Below are 15,649 nucleotides of genomic sequence, written 5' to 3'. Positions count from 1 at the left end.
GTACTGGCCGGGGCCGAGCAGGACGTGTACACCTTCGGCGCGGAGGCGGTCGACGCTCTGCCGGAAGGGGACGCGGGCGGCCAGGGCGGTGTTGACGAACGGCAGGACGACGACCGGGATGCCGAGCCCCGGCGCCTCGGCGAGCAGGCCGAGCGCGTAGGTGTCGGCGATGCCGTGGGCGAACTTGTTGACGGTGTTGTACGTGGCCGGGGCGACGATGATGGCGTCGGCGCGCGGCGGCTTCGGCTCGTGCGGTTTGCGGTAGCGGCTGCGGACGGGCCGGCCGGTCCGCCGCTCCAGGTCGGCGACGTCGACGAAGTCGAGGGCCGACGGGGTGGCGACGACCTGGACGGTCCAGCCGGCGTCCTGGGCCAGGGTGACGAGGCGGCCGACGGCGGAGGCGGGCCCCGCGGCGCAGACGATGACGTAGAGGACCTTGCCGGATGGGGTCACGCGACAGCTCCCTCGCGGGTTCACGGCGGTTGGCAGGAGTCACGTACCCGGCGGCGGAGCGCCTCGCACGGCCATGCCGCTCTGGCCGGCGAACCCGCCGCTGGTCACCGTGGTGGTCACGCCGGGGCGGGTGCTGCTGGACTCGACGGCCGGGTACGCCCTGGCCCGGCTGCGGTTGCGCGGGCGCTGTCCACGCTCCCGCGCGACCTGGCCGACCTTACCTGCGTCGGGACGCCCGGACAGGTGGTGCCGAGGGCCGTCCGTGCGGATGCCGGACACAAGCCGGCTCGACGCGGGCCGGCCCGTCAGCGCAGCGGGTAGCCGTAGCGGAGCATGCCTGGGGCGGTGAAGGCGGTGATCATGCGGCGGCGGCCCGGGCCCATCACCGTCCGCCACTCCTCGTCCGCCCTGAGCGGCACCTCGCCCGTACGGATGCGCATCGGGTTGCCCGCCACGCTGTGGTCGACGGGCAGGTCGATCGTGCCGTCGCCGAGGAACGGCAGGTCGGCCGAGGGCAGCCCGGCGAACTCCAGCACCCTCGACAGCTCCTCGCGGGGCTGGTCGACGAAGTCCTCGTACCGCATGAGGGTCCACGGGGTGCGGGTCAGGCGGAAGGACTCGATGACGGCGTTGAAGGCCAGCCACTCGGCGGCGGTCTGCGCCGGGGAGTGGGTGGCCATCAGCCGCCCGCCCTTGTCGGCGCGGTGGACCTGCCGCGACCAGGAGTGCACGACGCCGTGCGGGCCGCGGACGAGCTGGACGATGCGCAGCTCGATGCCGGGCACCCGGCGCAGCAGCAGCGCGGAGGTGGGGAACTTGGAGGAGTCGACGATCACCGGGCTCTGGCTCACCTCGGCGATCCCGCGGTAGACCTTGGCCATGGTCTCGGCGTACGTCTGGACGTCGCGGCCGAAGCCGCCGGAGACACCGGGCAGCACGTGGCGCGGGGCGTGCCGGATGCGCATGACGGAGCGGTGCACCCGGGCCATCTCGCGGGCGTCCACGTTCCGCCAGCCACCGAACGCGGCCCGGCCGACGGCCTTCCAGAACGGGCAGCGGCGAAAGCGCGTGCTGCAGCCGCAGAGCTGGTTCTTGGTCACGCCCTGTGTCCACAGGTAGCGCAGCTCGCCCACGCAGGCGGCGCCCTCGGCGGCGCCGAGGGCCCGGGAGACCAGCGTGCTGCCCGACCTGCCGTGACCTCCGACGAACAGGATGCGGATCGGCTGTTGGCTCATGGAGATGAAGAGGTAGGTGGGGTCATGGGGACGCCAGCCTACGGTCCCGCGCCCCATGATCGAAACCGGTTCGCGAAAAACACCACACCCGTCAGTGTCCCGTTCGACCAGCCCCGTTCGACCAGCCCCGTTCGACCAGCAAGGTGACGGCCGTGCTGGAGGACCACCCCGGCAACAAGGTCTCGACGGTGCTGCGCTGACCGCCCCCGGCGCGGCGGCGCCGGGCCGCCGCGCCGGGTCGCTCGGCCGGAAAATCGTTGGCTCCGGACTCACGTCCTGCGGCAGCATGGCCACGGTGGGTGTCGGCGTTCGGGGGAGGACGGATGACTGTGCTCGCGTCGGGCGAGGGCTCCCAAGCAGGTACAACACCACGGAAATCAGCGGTTCTGCTGGCGCTGCGCCACTACTGCGGTGAGTTGAAGCGCCAGTGGCCGGTGGCGGTGCCCGCGCTGACGTTGCCGGCGATGGGCAACATCTGCCTGTTCTACCTGGCGCCGCTGGCGGTGGCCGGGCTCGTGGGCCATCTGGCCGGCGGCGGTGACGGCACCGTCGCCACGCTCCTGCCCTTCGTGCTCGCCTTCGCCGCGATGCTGCTGGCGGGCGAGGTGTTGTGGCGGCTGGGGCTGCACTTCCTCAACCGTACGGACGCCCGCGGCATCGAGCGGCTCGGCGTGGTCGGCATGGAAGAGCTGCTGACGAAGGACGCCGCGTTCTTCCACGACAACTTCGCGGGCTCGCTGACCAAGCGCGTGCTGGGCTTCTCCGGCCGGTTCGAGGACTTCGTCGACACGGTCGCGTTCTCGATCATGGCCAAGCTGGTGCCGCTGCTCTTCGCCTCAGTGGTGCTGTGGCAGTACCACCCGCTGCTGGTGCTCGTGCTGGTGGGCCTCATCATCGTCACCGGCTTTCTCGTCGCCCCGCTCATCCGCCGCCGCCAGGCGCTGGTCGACCAGCGTGAGGCCGCCAGGGTCCGGGTGTCCGGCCACGTCGCCGACGTGCTGGCCAACATGGACACCGTGCGCGCCTTCGCCGCCGAGGATCGCGAAGCCGCCGAGAACCGCGTCAGGATGGCCGAGGCGAGCAGGCTCTCGCTGCGCTCGTGGGACTACGGCAACCTCCGCGTCGACACCGTCGTCGCCCCGATGTCGGTGCTCACCAGCGCCGTGGGCCTGCTGCTGGCCGTCGCGCTGCGCGGCGGTCTCGGCGTGGAGGCCATCGTGGTGACGTTCACCTACTACACGAACGCCATCGGCATGATGTTCGAGTTCAACCAGATCTACCGGCGCATGGAGACCGTGCTCACGGAGGCGGCCCAGTTCACCGAGCTGCTGCTCGTGCCGCCGTCCGTGACCGACCCGGCCGATCCCCAGCCGCTGCGCCCGGCCGACGCGGGCGTCCGCTTCGAACGGGTGCGTTTCTCCTACACCGACGGCCGGCCGCTGTTCCAGGGCCTCGACCTCGACATCCCCAGCGGCGCCAAGGTCGGCCTGGTCGGCCAGTCCGGCGGCGGCAAGACCACGCTCACCCGGCTGCTGCTGCGGCTGATGGACATCAACGGCGGCCGCATCCTGATCGGCGGCCAGGACATCACCCGGCTGCGCCAGGCCGACCTGCGCAGCCTCATCGCGTACGTCCCGCAGGAGCCGGCCATGTTCCACCGGTCGCTGCGTGACAACATCGCCTTCGCCCGGCCGGGCGCCACCGACGACGACATCCTCCGGGCGGCGCGGGCGGCGCACGTGACGGAGTTCGCCGAGTCCCTGCCGGACGGCTTCGACACCCTGGTCGGCGAGCGCGGCGTCAAGCTCTCCGGCGGCCAGCGCCAGCGCCTCGCGCTCGCCCGCGCCATCCTGCGCGACGCCCCGGTCCTGCTGCTGGACGAGGCGACCAGCGCCCTCGACTCCGAGAGCGAGCTCCTCGTCCAGGAGGCCCTGTGGCAGCTGATGCAGGACCGCACCGCGATCGTGGTGGCCCACCGGCTGAGCACCGTCGTCCGGATGGACCGCCTGGTCGTGCTCAACCGCGGACACATCGTGGAGCAGGGCACCCACAGCGAGCTGCTCAAGGCCGAGGGCCCCTACGCCCGCCTGTGGCATCACCAGTCGGGCGGCTTCCTGGTCGAGGACGACGCCCCCGACGCCCTCCACCGCTGACCGTTACGCCGCTCCCGGCGGCCAGACGACGCCGTCGAGGAAAGCCTCGACGGCCGTCGTCACGTCGCCGAGCACCTCTGCCGTCCGGCGCAGCGGCCCCGGCACCTGCATGCCGTGGTCGGCGCCGTCGACCTCGACGACGTGCGGCGTCAGCTCCCGCGCCAGCGCGCCGTCCCAGAAGCCGTCGGCAGTGCCGCCGACCAGCAGGAACGGCTCGGTCGCGCGGCGCAGCGCCGCCACGCACGCGGGCACGGTGAGCAGCGGCGTCAGCCAGATGCCCGCCAGCCCCCGATCGGCCGCGACGGCGGCCCCTAACGAGCCGAGCGACTTGCCGATCAGCACCGGCCGGTCCAGCCCCTCCACCAGGGGCGTCACCTGGCCGCTGACCCAGGGCGCCGCCTCCGCCACGACCAGGTCCTCCGGCGGCCGCCAGAAGACCAGCTCCACGGCGGCGTCACGGCGGCGGGCCGCTTCGCCGACGTAGGCGAGCAGCCCGGCCTGCGGCCCGTACCGCCCGCCCGGGATGACGACGACGCTGCGGCCTGCGCTCATTTCCGCCTCCCGCTAGTTGGCGGGGTTGTTCGTGTAGACCGGGGTGATGTCGGCGTCGTCGTCGGCCTCCAGCAGCTTGTCCATCAGCTTGCCGTCGAACGCCACGACGCGGATCTCGTCCTTCGGGTTGTTGTCCTGTTCCCAGCAGTACAGGTGCGACTCGCCGTACCAGCCGAGGACTTTGTCGCAGTCGGAGGAGAACCGGCGCACCTGCTTGCCGGTGGCGGCGTCCCAGAGGCAGTGGTGGCCGTCGCCGCCGTCGGGGCAGTCGGTCACGAACGTCTTCCCCGACGGCGAGAAGATGTCGATCGTGCCGGACGCCAGCGGCCCCACGCCCGGCAGGTCACGCGTGGCCTTGCCGGAGGCGTCGAAGAAGCGCAGCCCCTCGTCCTTGCCGTAGTCGATGACCACGCCCTGCTCGGCGGCGTCCCAGCCGAAGTCGCTGTCGCGGATGGACGCGTCGTTCACGTCGACCACGCGTACCTTGCTCTGGGCCACGTCGCTGTTGGCGACGTCCACGACGGCGAAGCCGACGGAGATCCAGCTTTCCTTGCCCTTGTCGTCCTCGATGCGCTCGTTGAGGTTGAGCAGGATCTTCGAGCTGTCCTTCGACCAGGTGCGGACGCTGGTGTCCAGCGGTTTGCGCACGGTCTTGACCCGGAAACTCACGCCGGCCTGGCGGTCGGTGATGAGGATCGAGTCGTAGCCGTCGGAGGTGTAGTCGTGCGGCCGTCCCGCGAGGTAGCGGCCGTTGGGGGAGACCAGCGACTCCAGGTTGCCCGGATACCTGACGAACTCGCCCTGCAGCGACTGCCGGGCGTAGTCGACGTCCTCGTCGAGTTTCTTGTCGTACATCTCGTACGCCGTCAGCTTGATCGGGTCGGACGAACGCTCGTAGATCGTGACGTCGCCGCCGGGCAGCGTGGCCCTGACGGGCGTGGCGGGCGCGGCCGGAGTCGTCGGCCGCGATGGCGGGGCGCCGGACTCGGCGGCGACCGGCGGCGGCGTGCTCGACCACAGCCGGGTGGGCACGGCGATCCCGGCCGCCACGACGATGGCCGCGGTCACCACCCCCGCGCCGATGAGCACGGGCCGGCGCGACGGCCCGCCGGTGTGCTGGGCCTCCTTCGGGGCGGCCTGTCTGGTGCCCTCCACCAGCGGGTCGGCGCCGGGCGCCGGGTTGCGCAGCAGGCGGCTGATCGCCTCCATGGCGGTCGGCCGCCGCGCCGGATCCTTGTCCAGGCACTGCTCGACCACCTCGCGCAGCCGTCCGTCGAGCTCGCCCAGATCGGGCGGCTCGCTGAGCACCCGGTTCATCACCGCGTGGGTCACGCCGGTGCCGAACGGCGCCCGTCCGCAGGACGCGAAGACCATCGTGCCGGCCCACGAGAACATGTCGGCCGCGGGCCCCAGCCCGTGCCCCATGATCTGCTCGGGAGCCATGTACGCGGGCGTGCCGATCTGCGTGCTGCTCGTCATGGTGGCCGGGCCGAGCGTGCGCGCGATCCCGAAGTCGATCACCCGTGGGCCGCCGGTGCCCATGATGACGTTGCCCGGCTTGAAATCGCGGTGCACCACGTGGGCCTCGTGGATGGCGGCGAGCGCGGTGGCGGTGCCGATGGCCAGCCGCTCCAGGTCCGCGCCCGCGAGCGGGCCGCCTTCCCTGACGACCCGCTCCAGCGAACGGCCCTCGACGTACTCGCTGACGATGTACGGACGGCCGCCGTCGACGCCGGTGCCGAGCACGGTCGCGGTGCAGAACGGCGCCACCCTGCGGGCGACCTCTGCCTCCCGCAGGAAGCGTTCGGCGATCTCCTCGTCGCCGGACGGGCTCAGCCACTTGACGGCCACGTGCGTGCCCATGGGGGTGCGGGCAAGGTAGACGACACCCTGCCCACCCTGGCCGAGCCTCCCGATGAGCTCCAGGCCACCTAACTCCTGAGGGTCACCGGTCGTCAGCGGCGTGAAGTCAACCATGCGGTCATTCTCATTGCACGCAGTGGATCTCCCACAGTCCTACTTGTCGGTAACTACGACAGAATAACCTTCGGTAGAGGGTCGGGAGCCCTCCCGGAAGCCGGCGGCTACCGTTGACATCCGGCGCCGTGTGGGGAGGATCGGCGGCATGACAGGAACGACGCGCAGACCCCCGACCAAGGTGGAGTTCCTGCCCAAGGGCTCCCTCGCGGACGGGCTTCCCCCGGCCGTGCCCGGCACCCTGTACGTCCAGGGCGCCCATGGCGGCATCCGCGTCGCGCCCGACGCCGGCTTCGATGTGGTGTTCGGGCGCTGCGAGCCGGACGTCCACGTCTGCGTCGGCCCCAACGACCCGTACGTCAGCCGGCGGCACGGCCACCTCACCTGCGAAGCCGGGCGATGGGCCCTGTACAACCTCGGCAAACTCCCCATCCGCCTGCCGGGCGGGCAGCTGGTGCTCACCGGGCACCGTACGACGCTCCCGGTGGCGTACACGCCGCTGTTCATCGTCGCCCCCGAGCAGGAACACCTGCTGGAAGTACGGGTCGTCAGGAGCGTGCCGCCCCCCGGCCCGGAGGACCGCCGGGAGGCCGACACCCGCGAGCCGGCCGGATGGCCTCTGAGCCCGCTCGAACGCCTCGTCCTGGTCTGCCTCGGCCAGCGCTATCTCCGGCCCGACCCGTGGCCGCAGCCGCTGCCCTGGGCCCAGGTCGCCGACGAGCTCTCCCGCCTGCGCCCCGGCGAACGCTGGACCGCCAAACGCGCCGCCCACATCGTCACCCAGACGCGCAAGCGGCTCAGCGCCAAGGTGTCCGGGCTCCTGGAGGAGGAGATCCCGCCGCCGCTGGGCAACGCGCTCAACCACAATCTGATCACCGCCCTGCTGGCCACCGCCACGATCGGCCCGTCAGACCTCCGCCTCCTCGACGACCCGCCCGAGTGACCCCCGCGCCTGCCGCCGAGCAGACCTCTGCATCGCAGGCGGCCATCTCCTGACCGTCGTCATCGCGCCGGGAAGTTCCGCATCGGGCGGATCCGGCTGAGGAAGAGGAGGGCGACGGACGAGAGCTGGGTGGCCGCCATGGTCCACAGGGCCTGGCGGACGCCGATGGTCTCGCCGAGCACGCCGCCGAGCAGGCTGCCCAAGGGCACCGCGCCGTAGTTCAGCGCGGATGTGCTGGCCGTGATCCGCGCGAACAGGGCAGGCGGGCAATACTGCTGACGGAACGTGCTGGTCACGATGTTCGAGGCGACGATGCCGGCGCTCATGCCGAAGCCCGCGGCGGCGAACAGCGCCAGGCCCGCGCCGGCGCCGGCGAGCGGGCCGAGGAGCATCATCGGCGCGGCGAACGCCTCGCACACCAGGAACGCCCGAGCCGTTCCGACCCGGCCGGCGACCCGTCCCGCGACCATCGCGCCGAGCAGCCCGCCCGTACCGGCCAGCGCCAGCACGGCCCCCACCTGCCCGGGCCCGGCGCCGAGCTCGCGGGTGAGGAAGACGACCTGGATCGACTGGTAGCCCATCAAGGCGATGTTCGACATCGCGCTGAAGGCGGTGAGCGTCCGCAGACAGGGGTCATGGACCACGAACCGCAGCCCGTCGCGGATCTCCGACAGCAGCCGCCGTTCCGCGGCGGCCCGTCGCGCCTCGTGGACGCGTACGCGCCGCAGGCACAGCACGGCGATGCCGAAGCTGACCGCGTCGGCCAGCACCCCGCTCACCGCGCCGAACGCCTGCCCGAGCAGCCCCGCCAGCCCAGGCCCGGCGATCCTGGCCGCCGATTCGCTGCCCTGGAGCTTCGCGTTGGCCTCCATCAACCGATCGCTTCCGACCAGGAGCGGCAGGAACGCACGGTAGGCGAGGCTGAAGAACACGTTCGCGACGCCGCCGACCAGAGCGATGACGACCAGGTGCGTCACCGTGAGCCTGTCCAGCCAGGCCGCGATCGGCACGGTCGCGAACGCCACCATGGAGACGGTGTTGCACGCCAGCATCACCGGCCGTTTGGGCAACCGGTCCACCCACGCGCCGGCGGGCAGCCCGATCAGCAGCCACGGCAGCCAGGCCGCCGCCGTGACCAGCGCGACGACGAACGTGCCGGCGTCCAGGGTCATCACGCTGACCAGCGGGAGCGCGACACCGGCCACCGAGCTGCCGAGCACGCTGGTGGTCTCCCCGGCCCATAACAGCCGGAACTCCCGCATCCGCAGGAGCGTGGCTGTGGTCACGGCTTGGCGGGCACGGCGCGTACGGTCAGGAAGACGGATCGGCGTTCCGCGCCGTCGTCGGGGATCTCACTGGCCGCCAGCTCGGTCAGCAGTGCGAGGATCTTCTCCTCCAGCTCGGCGAGCTCGGCGACGGACAGCCAGGCCCAGTGGTCGGAGGTGAACGCCGCGCGCCGCCATGGCTCGGGATAGCCGTCGCGCTCGGCGAACCACTGCCGCGCCAGCGCGGCCTGCCGTTCCAGGACGAGGGATTCGGCGGCCTCGGCCACGGGGTCGTCCGGGAAGTCCGACGGCGACCAGTCGATCCGGCCCGACGTCGTCCGCCACCAGCGTTCGCGCCGATCGCGAGCCAGCTCGGGGACCTCTTCGATGAGCTCGCCGGCCGCCAGGACCTTCAGGTGATGGCTGATGCTGCCGACGGCCTGTCCCGTCCTGGCGGACAACGCCGACACCGTCGAAGGGCCGTCCAGCCGCAGCACGTCGAGCAGCCGCCGCCGCAGGGGGTGGGACATCGCGGCCAGCACCTTGGAGTCCCGGATCTCACGCCGCGCAGAGTCGGACATGTCCGGACCCTATATGGACAACATCTCTTGTACAACTACTCCGGTACGACTACGTGGCGCCGAGGCCGTTCAGGAACGTGTCCACGACCAGGTCGGCCGCCTGAGGGGGCGCCACTTCGGGAAACCGGTGAGCCATGCTGTCGACCAGCTGGTCGAGCACCGCCCTCGCCCACGCCGGTGAGACATCGGGGCGCAGATGACCCTCGTCGGCCGCGCGTTGGACGAAGGCGTCCAGCCGCGCGCTCTGCTCCTGGCGCCGGCGGTCGGCCTCGGGGTCTTTCTGCATCATGCGCCGCGTGTCGACCGGCCACTCACGGCTGACGGGGATGATGCCTTCCACGTAGCGGTGCAGCGCGACCGCCACGGGGGCCTCCACGAGCCGCGCCTCGTCGAGGACTCGTTCGGCCGAGTCGAGTTTGGCCTGGAAGACGGCGCTCAGCAGGGCTTCGCGGGTGGCGAAACGACGGTGGACGGTCGTGCGGTCCACGCCCGCCTCGTTGGCGATGGCCGACATCGAGGTGCTCGGGTCTTCGGCCAGCAGCCGGGCCCCCGTACGCAGGACCGCGGCCAGGTTGCGTGCGGCATCAGCTCTCATGATGCCGCCAGCCTACCAGCGAGTAGCAGTTACCCGATCATCCTCAACATTTTCGACGCGATAGAAATAATTACTGCTACAGTAGTGCTGCATTTAAGTTCAGATCGTCTACACCGCTAAGGCGCCCGCACATGGCGGGCTCATCGCAACAGGAGGGACGTGTCATGGCACGGACGTGGCTCATCACCGGTGGTTCCCAAGGACTCGGCAAGGCTCTGGCGCTCGCGGCCCTGGAGGCGGGCGATCAGGTCGCGGTGACCTCGCGTCGGCCGGAGTCGCCGGCCGACCTGGCGGAAGCGCATCCCGGGCGGTTCCAGACCATGCCGCTGGACGTCACCTCGTCCTCGGCCGCTCGGGAGGTCGTCGCGGCGGTGGCCGAACGGTTCGGCTCCCTCGACGTGGTCGTCAACAACGCCGGGTACGCCGCCACCAGCTCGATCGAGGACTTCCCTGAGGACGAGTTCCGGGCGCAGGTCGAGACGAACCTGTTCGGAGTGATCAACGTGACGCGGGCGGCGCTGCCCGTCATGCGCCGCCAGCGTTCCGGGCATTTCGTGCAGATCTCGTCCATCGGCGGACGGGTCGGCGGCACGCCCGGGCTGAGCGCGTACCAGACGTCGAAGTTCGGCGTCGAGGGCTTCTCCGTGGTGCTGGCGAACGAGGTCGCGCCGCTGGGCATCAAGGTGACCATCGTGGAGCCGGGCGGCATCCGTACCGGCTGGGCCGCCGGCGCGGCGATCTCAGCCGGCGGGATCAGCGCCGACTACGAGCAGACCGTCGGATGGTGGCTGAAGGAGTTCGCCGACTACAGCGGAAAGGAGCCCGGCGACCCCGCGCGTATGGCGAAGGCGATCGTCGACGTCGTCGGCGTGCAGGACCCGCCCCTGCGCCTGCTGCTCGGCACCGACGCCCTCGAGATCGCCCTCAGCGCCGAGGAGGCGCGACTGGAGGAGGCCAGGAAGTGGGCCGAGGTCAGCCGGTCGACCGACCTCGCATGAAGACCTTCCTGCTGACCGGAGCGGCCGGCGGCCTGGGAAGACACCTGGTCGAGGCCGCTCTGCGGGCCGGTCACAACGTGCTGGCGACCGACCTGACGGTCGACGGCCTGCCGGAGCCCCATGACCGGCTGCGGGTGCGCGCCGTGGACGTGACCTCCACGGCCGCCGCCCGCGCGGCGGTGCGGTACGCGGTCAGCGAGTTCGGCGGCCTCGACGTGCTGGTGAACAGCGCCGGCTACCGCAGCGCCGGCTCGATCGAGGACATGCCGGAAGAGGAGTTCCGCCGCAACGTCGAGATCAACTTCTTCGGTGCGGTCAACATGGTGCGCGCCGCCCTGCCGGTGATGCGTCCCCGACGCAGGGGCAGCATCGTGAACGTGTCGACCATCGGGGGCCGGCGCGCTCAGGCTGGGCTCGGGGCGTACCAGGCGGCCAAGTGGGCGCTGGGCGGCTTCACCGAGATCCTCGCCCGCGAGGTCGCTCCCATCGGCGTCCACGCCACGCTGGTCGAGCCCGGCGGCATCCGGACACCCTGGGCCGCCGCCCCGCTCCCCATGCCGCCCCTCCACGACGAGTACGAGCCGACGGTCGGCGCCTTCGTACGGACGTACAGCGACAACCCGGACGTGCAGCGCGGCGACCCGGCGAAGATGGCGTCCGTGATCCTGCGGATCACGGACGAGCCGGAGCCTCCGGTACGGCTCCTCCTGGGCTCGGACGCGGCCTGGCTCGCGCCGCTGATCGCCGAGGCCCGCGCCGCCGAGGACGCCGCCTGGCGCGAGGTGAGCGTCTCCACGGACCTCGACGGGCTCGGCGACTTCTCGCAGACGCCCGTCGCACGGATGGTCCGGCCCCCACAGAAACCTTTCGACGAGAGAAGCAGCGACAGATGATCGTCCGCGACAAGCTCTACATCGGCGGTTCCTGGGTGACGCCCAGCGACCCCGACCTGTTGGAGATCCGCTCTCCGCACGACCAGTCCGTACTCGGCCGGGTGGCCCAGGCGGGCAACGCCGACGTGGACGCGGCCGTCGCCGCGGCGCGGAAGGCGTTCGACCACGCGCCGTGGCCGCACACCGACCCCAAGGAGCGGCAGGAGGTGATCCGGCGGCTCAACGCGCTGCGCGAGGCCCGTGCCGACGAGGTCGCCGCGGCCATCTCCGCCGAGAACGGCTCGGCGGGCTGGTTCACCAAGGCCGGCCAGCCGTTCCTGACCCTCCAGGTCAACGCCTATCTCAAGGCGGCCGAGGAGCTCGGCTGGGAGGAGACCGTCGAGCCGTCGGATCCTTCGGCGCCCTACGACACCGTCGTCAGGCGTGAGCCGATCGGCGTGGTCGCCGCGGTCATCCCGTGGAACTCGCCGTTCTCGGCGGCCACGGCGAAGCTGACCCCCGCCCTGCTGGCCGGCAACACCGTGGTGCTGAAGGTCTCCCCGGAGAACTCGCTGAGCATGATGCTGCTGGCCGACCTCTACCACGAGGCCGGGCTCCCCGAGGGCGTGCTCAGCATCCTGCCGGCCGACCGGGAGACCAGCGAGTACCTCGTCTCGCACCCGGACATCGACAAGATCGCGTTCACCGGATCGACCCGGGCCGGCCGGCGCATCGCCTCCATCGCCGGCGGACACCTCAAGCGGGTCAGCCTCGAACTGGGCGGCAAGTCCGCCGCCGTCATCCTGGAGGACGCCGACCTTCCCGCGGTGATGCAGGGGCTGCGTTCCGGGTCCCTGGGGAACAACGGCGAGGCATGCATCCTGCAGACCCGGATCCTGGCCCCGCGCAGCCGCTACGACGAGATCGTGGCCGCGCTGAAGGAGATGGTGGAGTCGCTGAAGGTCGGCGATCCCTCCGAGCCGGACACCTTCATCGGCCCCATGATCCGGCGGGACCAGCAGCAGCGCGTGATCGACTACATCAAGCTCGGCGTCGAGGAGGGCGCCCGCCTGGTGACCGGCGGCCCGGAGGTCCCGAAGGGCCTGGAGAAGGGCAACTACGTCACCCCGACCGTGTTCGCCGATGTGGACAACCGCATGCGCATCGCCCAGGAGGAGATCTTCGGCCCCGTCCTGGTCGTGATCCCCTACGACGACGAGGATGACGCGGTACGGATCGCCAACGACTCCGAGTACGGCCTGTCCGGAGGCGTCTGGTCCGCGAGCACCGAACGCGCCCTCACCGTCGCCCGCCGCCTGCGGACCGGAACCGTCACCCTGAACGGCTCACCGATCAGCTTCGACGGCCCGTTCGGCGGCTACAAGGCAAGCGGCGTAGGCCGCGAATACGGCCGAGTGGGCCTGACCGAATACATCGAACACAAATCGATCACCCGCCGCCACTGAGCAGGCCTCTTTCCCGGCACAGCCGGGCGGGCGCCCGATCATGAGGATCGGGCGGGCGCCCGATCATGAGGATCGGGCGCCCGCCCACGTCATGGAGGGAACGGCTCGCCGTGCGACCGGCACGCGAGGTCGCCGCCTTCGTCGGCCGGTGCGAGGGTCGTCAGGCTCACTATCGCCGCAGGTGATGAGGCTAGCTGGGATCGCCTGTTTCCACCGGCCCGTCGATCACCTTGACTGTGACCAGCCGGCGCAGCCTGCGTCGCCGTCACTGTGAAAGAGCCGTCATGACCCTGGACGCACAAGGAGCGAACGCGATCAACCGCGCAGGCCTGAACGGTCAGCCCCCACGTTGCAGACACATCGACCAGCTCGTGAGCGTGGAGTACGGACCACCCGAATGTACGCAATGTCTGGCCCTAGGCCAGAGCTGGACGCGCCTGCTGGTGTGCCTGACCTGTGGCTGGGTGGCCTGTTCCGACGATGTGGGCGGCGGCCACGCCAGGGATCACTACCGGGAGACCGACCACCCGGTGGTCGCCGCGCTGGCACCGAGGTCGACCTGGCGCTGGTGCTACGTGCACCGCCGGGCCGTTTGAACCAGACGCCGCCGTCACGCCCTGACACCGCCCGCCGGCTCATCGATCCCCGTGATGACCGGAACGGTGATTGCTCGTTTCCGCGTCGGAGGCCGCGAAGGACACTGGGGCTCCAAGCCGCGTGTCCGCCCTGTCTCACGGAGATCGCCGGCCGAGCTGAGCGGTGAAAGGAAGATCGCGATGAGTGTGCGATGGGAGATCGGCAACAAGGTACAGGCACTCCAGGGCTGGATCGGGCGGCGCCTCGGCCGCGCCACCGGTAACCGGCGTGTCGCGGGCAAGCCCGATCCGGAACAGCCCGGCAGGAAGGTTGACGACGCGCCCAAGCATTGACCGCCCTCCAGCAGGCCGGCGCTGCCCTGCCGTGAGCGCGAAGGCCGCCCCCGCCCGGTGAGCAGCGCCGGCGTTCCCTCCAAGGCCCACACTCCACGAGGCGCCTAGAGTTGGAGGAGACGGCCCGCATCGGCGCCGCCCGGGCGGGAAGGGGTGGCGGGCATGGAGCTACGTCAGCTGCGTTATTTCGTGACGCTGGCCGAAGAGTTACATTTCGGCCGGGCAGCCGCACGCGAGCACATCGTCCAGTCCGCGCTGAGCCAGCAGATCCAGCGGCTCGAACGCGAGCTGGGCGTGCGACTGCTGGACCGCAGCACCCACCACGTCGATCTGACCCCGGCCGGCTCCGCCTTTCTCATCGAGGCGCGTCAGATCCTCGACCACGTGAGCCGGGCCGGGCAGGTCGCGCGCAACGCCGTCACCTCGGCGCCCACCCTGCGTGCCGGCATCATCGACGCCGGCTACGACACCATGCCGCAGATCCTGCACGAGCTCCAGCACAGCCACTCCGACTTCACGATCCACCAGGTCGAAGCGGGCACCCCCGAGCAGTACCGGCAACTGGCCGACGGCCGCCTGGACATCGCCATCGGGCACGCCTCCCAGGCGCCGGCCGAGGTGACGTCCAAGCTCATCAGACTTGATCCGCTCGGCGTGCTGGTGCCCGACGACCACCGCTTCGCCGACCTCGACGGTGTGCCCGTCGCCGCCCTCTCCGACGAACTGCTCCTGCTCGGCGAAGACGCACACACCCCGGAGCTCAACCGGTTCGTCATCGCGCTGTGCCGCTCGGCCGGCTTCACGCCCACCATCTACGAGGGCACCGTGCAGAGCAGCCGCGCCGCCGCCGACCTCGTCCTTCAGCACCGCTGCGTGCACTGCGTCCCGTCCTCCTTCCGCACCTCCAACCGGCCGGGCACCACCTGGCGGCCCCTGACCGAGCCTGCGACGCACTACCCGTGGTCACTGCTGTGGCACGAGGCCAATCTCTCTCCGCACATCGCCGCCGTCATCGACAGCGCCCGGCACCTGGCCGAGCGGCTCGGCTGGCTCGCACCCGTCGCCCCGGTGTTCGGCGAAAGTGCTCCGAGCGTCGCCGGCCACAGCGATGACGCCGGCTGAACGCTGTGCGCACCATGAAAGCCCGGTCATCGGTTCTGGAGATGGATCCTTTCCCGATCCACTGTTTCGGTACGGCACGCGCGGGTGTCGGCTGGTGGTGAACGAGTTCGACCGCCGGCGATCACGCGGGCGGAGCGGCTCCTGCTTCGACCGGTCCGGAAGACCGATCCATGCAGCCATCGATGCACCGCCAGAGGAGCTCGGCCATGGGCATCATCGCTTGGATCATCCTCGGACTGGTCGCCGGCGCGGTGGCCAGAATGCTGGTCCCCGGCAAGAACCCACAAGGTCTGATCATCACGTTCGCGCTCGGCATCGGCGGGGCGCTGCTGGGAGGCTTCGTAGCCACCCAGATGTTCCACCTGTCCGGCGTCCAGGGCTTCTTCGACCTGTCCACCTGGCTGTGCGCCATCGCCGGCGCGGCAGCCCTGCTGCTCGGCCACAACCTGATCACCGGCCGACGCTCGGCAGACCGGGCCGGTCGCCGATGAATCTGCTCAACGTCCTC

Annotated in this window: 17 protein-coding genes; 9 read left to right on the top strand and 8 right to left on the bottom strand. The window is 71.0% G+C overall.

Annotated elements, in window-relative coordinates; translation table 11 throughout:
• From E1286_RS01730 to E1286_RS01720, 3 genes are all read right to left on the bottom strand, one after another.
• Window positions 1–453, bottom strand: a 453-nt coding sequence (locus E1286_RS01730; RefSeq protein ID WP_132608433.1) for a flavoprotein, incomplete at its 3' end; no start/stop codon positions are given.
• A gap of 39 nt (window positions 454–492) precedes the next feature.
• Entirely contained in the window at window positions 493–732 is a 240-nt protein-coding gene (locus E1286_RS47460; protein WP_165969519.1) for a hypothetical protein, read from the bottom strand.
• Window positions 733–758: 26 nt separating this feature from the next.
• Window positions 759–1,688 (bottom strand): sulfotransferase, encoded by a 930-nt coding sequence (locus E1286_RS01720; protein ID WP_165969518.1) that lies wholly within the window; start codon window positions 1,686–1,688, stop codon window positions 759–761.
• Window positions 1,689–2,011: 323 nt separating this feature from the next.
• Between E1286_RS01720 and E1286_RS01715 the strand changes: the two genes are divergently transcribed.
• On the top strand, window positions 2,012–3,841 hold the full coding sequence (locus E1286_RS01715; protein ID WP_132608431.1) for an ABC transporter ATP-binding protein: 1,830 nt from the start codon (window positions 2,012–2,014) through the stop codon (window positions 3,839–3,841).
• 3 nt (window positions 3,842–3,844) lie between these two features.
• Here E1286_RS01715 and E1286_RS01710 read toward each other — a convergent pair whose 3' ends face one another.
• A complete protein-coding gene (locus E1286_RS01710) occupies window positions 3,845–4,393 on the bottom strand; it encodes an alpha/beta hydrolase (protein ID WP_132608429.1) in 549 nt (182 codons plus the stop codon).
• Window positions 4,394–4,405: 12 nt separating this feature from the next.
• Window positions 4,406–6,370, bottom strand: a complete 1,965-nt coding sequence (locus tag E1286_RS48985; RefSeq protein ID WP_223189432.1) for a serine/threonine protein kinase — start codon at window positions 6,368–6,370, stop codon at window positions 4,406–4,408.
• Window positions 6,371–6,518: 148 nt separating this feature from the next.
• Between E1286_RS48985 and E1286_RS01700 the strand changes: the two genes are divergently transcribed.
• On the top strand, window positions 6,519–7,313 hold the full coding sequence (locus tag E1286_RS01700) for an FHA domain-containing protein (RefSeq protein ID WP_132608427.1): 795 nt from the start codon (window positions 6,519–6,521) through the stop codon (window positions 7,311–7,313).
• A 59-nt stretch (window positions 7,314–7,372) separates the two neighbouring features.
• Here the strand turns inward: E1286_RS01700 and E1286_RS01695 are convergent, their stop codons facing one another.
• The 3 genes from E1286_RS01695 to E1286_RS01685 are packed head-to-tail and all read right to left on the bottom strand — an operon-like array spanning window position 7,373 to window position 9,754.
• Window positions 7,373–8,599 carry an MFS transporter gene (locus tag E1286_RS01695; protein ID WP_223189431.1) on the bottom strand — a complete coding sequence of 409 codons (1,227 nt, stop codon included), beginning with the start codon at window positions 8,597–8,599 and terminating at the stop codon, window positions 7,373–7,375.
• The gene (locus E1286_RS01690) at window positions 8,596–9,159 is read right to left on the bottom strand and encodes a winged helix-turn-helix domain-containing protein (RefSeq protein WP_132608425.1); all 564 of its coding nucleotides are present in this window, start codon (window positions 9,157–9,159) and stop codon (window positions 8,596–8,598) included. The genes E1286_RS01695 and E1286_RS01690 overlap by 4 nt, the downstream gene beginning before the upstream one ends.
• 49 nt (window positions 9,160–9,208) lie before the next feature.
• A complete protein-coding gene (locus E1286_RS01685) occupies window positions 9,209–9,754 on the bottom strand; it encodes a TetR/AcrR family transcriptional regulator (RefSeq protein WP_165969517.1) in 546 nt (181 codons plus the stop codon).
• Between the two features lie 164 nt (window positions 9,755–9,918).
• Here E1286_RS01685 and E1286_RS01680 point away from each other — a divergent pair, with 164 nt between their 5' ends.
• The 7 genes from E1286_RS01680 to E1286_RS01655 all read left to right on the top strand — a co-directional run bounded on the left by E1286_RS01680 (window position 9,919) and on the right by E1286_RS01655 (window position 15,632).
• Window positions 9,919–10,752, top strand: coding sequence for an oxidoreductase (locus E1286_RS01680; RefSeq protein WP_132608423.1), 834 nt, complete (start codon window positions 9,919–9,921; stop codon window positions 10,750–10,752).
• Window positions 10,749–11,645: an SDR family NAD(P)-dependent oxidoreductase gene (locus tag E1286_RS01675; RefSeq protein WP_132608421.1), complete on the top strand. Its 897-nt coding sequence runs from the start codon at window positions 10,749–10,751 to the stop codon at window positions 11,643–11,645. Before E1286_RS01680 ends, E1286_RS01675 begins: the two co-directional genes overlap by 4 nt.
• Window positions 11,642–13,090 (top strand): aldehyde dehydrogenase, encoded by a 1,449-nt coding sequence (locus tag E1286_RS01670; RefSeq protein ID WP_132608419.1) that lies wholly within the window; start codon window positions 11,642–11,644, stop codon window positions 13,088–13,090. The genes E1286_RS01675 and E1286_RS01670 overlap by 4 nt, the downstream gene beginning before the upstream one ends.
• A gap of 284 nt (window positions 13,091–13,374) precedes the next feature.
• On the top strand, window positions 13,375–13,686 hold the full coding sequence (locus E1286_RS01665) for a UBP-type zinc finger domain-containing protein (protein ID WP_132608417.1): 312 nt from the start codon (window positions 13,375–13,377) through the stop codon (window positions 13,684–13,686).
• 180 nt (window positions 13,687–13,866) lie between these two features.
• A complete protein-coding gene (locus tag E1286_RS47455; protein WP_165969516.1) occupies window positions 13,867–14,019 on the top strand; it encodes a hypothetical protein in 153 nt (50 codons plus the stop codon).
• Between the two features lie 162 nt (window positions 14,020–14,181).
• Window positions 14,182–15,141: a LysR family transcriptional regulator gene (locus E1286_RS01660; protein ID WP_132608415.1), complete on the top strand. Its 960-nt coding sequence runs from the start codon at window positions 14,182–14,184 to the stop codon at window positions 15,139–15,141.
• A 206-nt stretch (window positions 15,142–15,347) separates the two neighbouring features.
• The gene (locus E1286_RS01655; protein WP_132608413.1) at window positions 15,348–15,632 is read left to right on the top strand and encodes a GlsB/YeaQ/YmgE family stress response membrane protein; all 285 of its coding nucleotides are present in this window, start codon (window positions 15,348–15,350) and stop codon (window positions 15,630–15,632) included.
• The last annotated feature ends 17 nt before the right edge of the window (window positions 15,633–15,649 follow it).

Source organism: Nonomuraea terrae (genome assembly GCF_004348995.1).
In the GTDB taxonomy this organism is placed as follows: domain Bacteria; phylum Actinomycetota; class Actinomycetes; order Streptosporangiales; family Streptosporangiaceae; genus Nonomuraea; species Nonomuraea terrae.
Note: the sequence above shows the minus strand (reverse complement) of the source record. Positions and strands in the feature narration are given on the sequence as shown.

What these genes read in the sequence shown, in the direction of transcription:
- E1286_RS01720 (WP_165969518.1), bottom strand. Translation starts at nt 1,688, where the DNA reads ATGAGCCAACAGCCGATCCGCATCCTGTTCGTCGGAGGTCACGGCAGG.
- E1286_RS01715 (WP_132608431.1), top strand. Translation starts at nt 2,012, where the DNA reads ATGACTGTGCTCGCGTCGGGCGAGGGCTCCCAAGCAGGTACAACACCA.
- E1286_RS01710 (WP_132608429.1), bottom strand. Translation starts at nt 4,393, where the DNA reads ATGAGCGCAGGCCGCAGCGTCGTCGTCATCCCGGGCGGGCGGTACGGG.
- E1286_RS48985 (WP_223189432.1), bottom strand. Translation starts at nt 6,370, where the DNA reads ATGGTTGACTTCACGCCGCTGACGACCGGTGACCCTCAGGAGTTAGGT.
- E1286_RS01700 (WP_132608427.1), top strand. Translation starts at nt 6,519, where the DNA reads ATGACAGGAACGACGCGCAGACCCCCGACCAAGGTGGAGTTCCTGCCC.
- E1286_RS01690 (WP_132608425.1), bottom strand. Translation starts at nt 9,159, where the DNA reads ATGTCCGACTCTGCGCGGCGTGAGATCCGGGACTCCAAGGTGCTGGCC.
- E1286_RS01685 (WP_165969517.1), bottom strand. Translation starts at nt 9,754, where the DNA reads ATGAGAGCTGATGCCGCACGCAACCTGGCCGCGGTCCTGCGTACGGGG.
- E1286_RS01680 (WP_132608423.1), top strand. Translation starts at nt 9,919, where the DNA reads ATGGCACGGACGTGGCTCATCACCGGTGGTTCCCAAGGACTCGGCAAG.
- E1286_RS01675 (WP_132608421.1), top strand. Translation starts at nt 10,749, where the DNA reads ATGAAGACCTTCCTGCTGACCGGAGCGGCCGGCGGCCTGGGAAGACAC.
- E1286_RS01670 (WP_132608419.1), top strand. Translation starts at nt 11,642, where the DNA reads ATGATCGTCCGCGACAAGCTCTACATCGGCGGTTCCTGGGTGACGCCC.
- E1286_RS01665 (WP_132608417.1), top strand. Translation starts at nt 13,375, where the DNA reads ATGACCCTGGACGCACAAGGAGCGAACGCGATCAACCGCGCAGGCCTG.
- E1286_RS47455 (WP_165969516.1), top strand. Translation starts at nt 13,867, where the DNA reads ATGAGTGTGCGATGGGAGATCGGCAACAAGGTACAGGCACTCCAGGGC.
- E1286_RS01660 (WP_132608415.1), top strand. Translation starts at nt 14,182, where the DNA reads ATGGAGCTACGTCAGCTGCGTTATTTCGTGACGCTGGCCGAAGAGTTA.
- E1286_RS01655 (WP_132608413.1), top strand. Translation starts at nt 15,348, where the DNA reads ATGGGCATCATCGCTTGGATCATCCTCGGACTGGTCGCCGGCGCGGTG.